Here is a 4,086-nt window from a genome sequence, read left to right as displayed (position 1 = left end):
GGCGTGGGTGGGGATCGTCGGGTTCACGGTGCTGGGGCTCGGGCTGAGTGTGATCGTGCCGCAGACCTTCGCGGCGGCCGGGCGTCTGGCTTTCGACCGTCACGGTCCCGGGGCGAGCGACGCGGCGGTGGCGCGGCTCAATGTCTTCAACTACGTCGGGTTCCTGATCGGCTCTCCGTTGGTGGGGGCGCTGGGTGACGCGTGGAGCTACCGGGGGGCCATGCTGGTGCCGATGGTGCTTGTGCTGGTGACGGTGGTGTATGCCACGTCGTTCGGTTCGCGACCGGCCCGATACGGTGGCGGGCATGAGCGGCCGCGCACTGTTGATGTGGGATGAAGCTGTCACGCAGTACGACTTCGGGTCCGAGCATCCGATGGATCCGGTACGGCTCGCGCTGACGATGTCGTTGGTGCGGGCGTACGGGCTCGACCGGGCCGTGGACGTGGTCGCGGCGAAGCCGGCCGGCGACTCGACGCTGCGTCTCGTCCACCGTGAGGACTATGTGGCGGCGGTGCGGGCGGCGTCGGCCGATCCGCGGCACGCCGACCAGTCGTACGGGCTCGGCACGGCAGACGATCCGGCGTTCGCCGGGATGCACGAGGCGTCGGCGCTGATCGCCGGGCAGTCGGTGGGCGCGGCGGAGGCGGTGTGGCGCGGGGAGGCCGCGCACGCCGTGAACTTCGCGGGCGGTCTGCATCACGCGATGCCGGGGGCCGCGTCGGGGTTCTGTATCTACAACGACGCGTCCCTGGCGATCGCGCGGCTGCTGGAGCTGGGCGCGGAGCGGGTCGCGTACGTGGATGTGGACGTGCATCACGGGGACGGGGTGCAGGCGGCGTTCTGGGAGGACCCCCGGGTGCTGACCGTGTCGCTGCACGAGCATCCCCGGACGCTGTTCCCGCAGACGGGCTGGCCGGAGGAGACCGGCGCGACCGGGCCCGGTGAGGGTGGCGCCGTGAACGTGGCGCTGCCGGCCGGGACGGGGGACGCGGGGTGGCTGCGGGCGTTCCACGCGGTGGTACCGGAGCTGCTCGCGGACTTCCGGCCGCAGGTCCTCGTCACCCAGCACGGGGCGGACACGCACTTCGAGGATCCGCTGGCCCATCTCGCGGTGTCGCTCGACGCGCAGCGGGCGGTGCAGGAGTCCTGTCACGAGCTGGCGCACGAGTACGCCGAGGGGCGTTGGCTGGCGCTGGGCGGTGGCGGATACGCGGTGGTCGACGTCGTACCGCGGTCGTGGACGCATCTGGTGGGGATCGCCGCGCACGCCCCGGTGGATCCGGAGTCGGTGATCCCGTCGTCCTGGCGGGACGAGGTGTACGCGCGGACCCGGCAGCCGGGGCCCGGGCGGATGACGGACGGGCTGTGGCCGGTGGGGTTCCGGGACTGGTCCGCGGGATACGACCCGGCGGACCGGCTGGACCAGGCGGTGCTCGCGACCCGGAAGGCGGCCTTTCCGCTGCGGGGGATGCTCGCGTAGGTATCACCCGGAACGTTCTGGCGGGCGTTACGCCGACTGTGGGGTGTCCCGGGGGTTTCGGCTCCGGGGAGGGGGCGTTCCGGCAGCATCGGGAGGGTGTTGAGTACCGGGGCGCTGCGGGCGCATCTGTTGGCGGCGGGGTTGGCGGGAACGGTGGCGACGTCGCGGGAGGAGAGCCTGCGGAGCTATCGGCTCTTCGCGGCGCGGGATCCGCGGGTGCTGCTTGGACTTGATCCCGCCTGGGGGTGGGGTGAGGCCGATCTGCTGCGGCTGATGGCCGACAAGTGCGGGGTGTCGGACGATCCGGAGCATCGGTCGGGGCCCGACGTCATCGATCCCGAGCGGACGCTGCGGGGGCTCGACGCCTTCGCGGCGCGGTTGGGTGCGGCGGCCGCGCGGCGGGTTCCGGTGCTCCTCGGGACGGGTCATCCGCACCGTCTGCTTGGTTTCTACGTCGCTCTCGCAGACGCCTTGTCGGCGGCGGGATGTCTTGTTCTCACACCGGCGCAGGGGCGATGTGTCGACATAACGACCCGGTTCGGCGTACGCACGTATCTCCTCGACTACGTACGGGGGGTCGCACTGGTGCGAGAGCCGGGGCCGTCGGGGGGCGGGCGCGAGCCGGGGGCGCACTCCCACTCCCCGCTGCCGGTTAGGGCGGCCCTGGAGAGTGCGGCCGAGGCCGGCGGGCCGCTGCCGGAGCTCGTCGTCGGCGACCACGGCTGGGTCTGCGGGGCTGGTCAGCTGGGTATTGAGGCCATCGGTCTCGCCGATACGGATGATCCGGCGCTGTTCGTCGGTGAGGCGGAGGGGCAGGTGTCGGTGGCCGTTCCGCTTGATGACGGCGTGCGCTCCGACTACTACCGTCCGCTGACGCGCTATGTACTCAATCGAGCGTGTCTGTCACGGTAAACGGCAGGTGGTAGCTCCTCTTCCCCACTCGTACCACCCGCCCCTAGTCTGGAGCGTGAGCGCTCGGCGACGAAGAGTCACCGGAGGGGAAGCCGGTGGGCGTCGCGGCGGAAGGTACAGGTGGGTCATGGCTGCTGGCGAACGACCTCTCAACGAGGTCAAGTTTCTGACCGTGGCGGAAGTCGCCTCGGTGATGCGCGTGTCCAAGATGACCGTGTACCGCTTGGTGCACAGCGGTCATCTGCCGGCGATCCGGGTGGGCAGGTCCTTCCGGGTGCCGGAACAGGCGGTTCACGAGTACCTGCGGGAGTCCTTCGTGGGGGTGGGGACCGCGTAGCGCGAGCGCGGCGACAACGCCGGGAAAGCTCCGTATGTCCCTCGGATTACAAGCGCGGTGCTCGGGACGGTAGGCTAGGCCGACGTAGGTCGTGTGGGCCCAGACGCCCCGCACCGATCCCCGCCGGGAGGCGGGGATGTTCCGAGAAGTGAGCGAGGGTAGTCGTGGGCTCTGTTATCAAGAAGCGGCGTAAGCGGATGGCCAAGAAGAAGCACCGCAAGCTGCTCAAGCGCACGCGCGTTCAGCGTCGCAACAAGAAGTAAGGCGACAGCTGCTCCGCAGCGTTCTGTGCGTCAGACGTGGCCCTTCACCGTTCGCGGTGGAGGGCCGCGTTTTATTTGCGCGGAAATCCTGAGGCGCTACGGTGGCGACCAACGGAAGACGGACGGAAGGCGCTGATCTTGGGCAAGGTCGTGCTCGTCACCGGTGCCGCCCGGCATCTCGGGGGCCGCTTCGTGCGGCGGATCCAGCGGGATCCGGAGGTGGACCGGGTGATCGCGGTGGACGCCGTCGACCCCGCGCACCAGCTCGGCGCCGCCGAGTTCGTACGGGCGGACATCCGCCGGCCGGAGATCGCGAAGGTTCTCGCCGAGCACGACGTCGACACGGTGGTCCATCTGGACGTCACCGGTACGGCGCTCGGCGGTGGTGGCCGTACGTCGGTCAAGGAGACCAACGTCATCGGCACGATGCAGCTGCTCGGCGCCTGCCAGAAGTCGCCGCGGATCAGCCGGCTCGTGATCAAGTCCAGTACCAGTGTCTACGGCTCCGCTCCGCGCGACCCCGCTGTCTTCACCGAGACGACGGCCGCGAAGTCCTTGCCCAGCGGGGGCTTCGCGAAGGACGCCGTCGAGGTCGAGGGATATGTGCGGGGGTTCGCCCGGCGCCGCCCGGACGTGGCCGTGTGCGTGCTGCGGTTCGCGAACATCCTCGGGCCCCGGATCGACTCGCCGCTCACCGAGTACCTCGCGCTGCCGGTGCTGCCGACCGTCCTCGGCTACGACCCGCGGCTGCAGTTCGTCCACGAGGACGACGTCATCGACGTGCTGCGCCTGGCGGCGCACGAGCCCCGCAGGGCCACCCTGAACAGCGGCACCTTCAACATCGCCGGCGACGGGGTGCTCCTGCTCTCGCAGTGCGCGCGGCGGCTCGGACGGCCCACCGTGCCGGTGCTGCTGCCGGCCGTCACCTGGGTGGGGACGGCGCTGCGGACCGTAGGGATCACCGACTTCGCTCCCGAGCAGATCCGGCTGCTCACCCACGGCCGGGTCGTGTCGACGGCGCAGACGCGTGAGGTCCTCGGCTTCTCGCCGCGCTACACCACGGCGGAGGCCCTCGCGGACTTCGCGCGGGGCC

Annotated in this window: 5 protein-coding genes and 1 pseudogene; all 6 read left to right on the top strand. The window is 70.7% G+C overall.

The window, feature by feature from the left end; all coding sequences use genetic code 11:
• Window positions 1-337: pseudogene (locus AOK00_RS33110) on the top strand (MFS transporter); the annotation flags it as partial.
• Window positions 306-1,481: an acetoin utilization protein AcuC gene (locus AOK00_RS33105; RefSeq protein WP_173861706.1), complete on the top strand. Its 1,176-nt coding sequence runs from the start codon at window positions 306-308 to the stop codon at window positions 1,479-1,481. The pseudogene AOK00_RS33110 and the gene AOK00_RS33105, both read left to right, overlap by 32 nt.
• A gap of 96 nt (window positions 1,482-1,577) precedes the next feature.
• A complete protein-coding gene (locus tag AOK00_RS33100) occupies window positions 1,578-2,393 on the top strand; it encodes a phosphatase (protein ID WP_055603849.1) in 816 nt (271 codons plus the stop codon).
• A 127-nt stretch (window positions 2,394-2,520) separates the two neighbouring features.
• Window positions 2,521-2,730, top strand: coding sequence for a helix-turn-helix domain-containing protein (locus tag AOK00_RS33095; RefSeq protein WP_015034391.1), 210 nt, complete (start codon window positions 2,521-2,523; stop codon window positions 2,728-2,730).
• A gap of 164 nt (window positions 2,731-2,894) precedes the next feature.
• Window positions 2,895-2,993 (top strand): 30S ribosomal protein bS22, encoded by a 99-nt coding sequence (locus AOK00_RS37830; protein WP_003948845.1) that lies wholly within the window; start codon window positions 2,895-2,897, stop codon window positions 2,991-2,993.
• Window positions 2,994-3,131: 138 nt separating this feature from the next.
• Window positions 3,132-4,086, top strand: a 955-nt coding sequence (locus AOK00_RS33090; RefSeq protein WP_055603848.1) for an NAD-dependent epimerase/dehydratase family protein, incomplete at its 3' end; no start/stop codon positions are given.

The sequence above is a fragment of the Streptomyces aureus genome (genome assembly GCF_001418135.1).
Lineage (GTDB): Bacteria > Actinomycetota > Actinomycetes > Streptomycetales > Streptomycetaceae > Streptomyces > Streptomyces aureus_A.
This window is presented reverse-complemented; position numbering and strand designations above follow the sequence as displayed.

Excerpts from the sequence above, each read along its gene's own strand:
- AOK00_RS33105 (WP_173861706.1), top strand. The coding sequence starts at position 306 with ATGAGCGGCCGCGCACTGTTGATGTGGGATGAAGCTGTCACGCAGTAC.
- AOK00_RS33095 (WP_015034391.1), top strand. The coding sequence starts at position 2,521 with ATGGCTGCTGGCGAACGACCTCTCAACGAGGTCAAGTTTCTGACCGTG.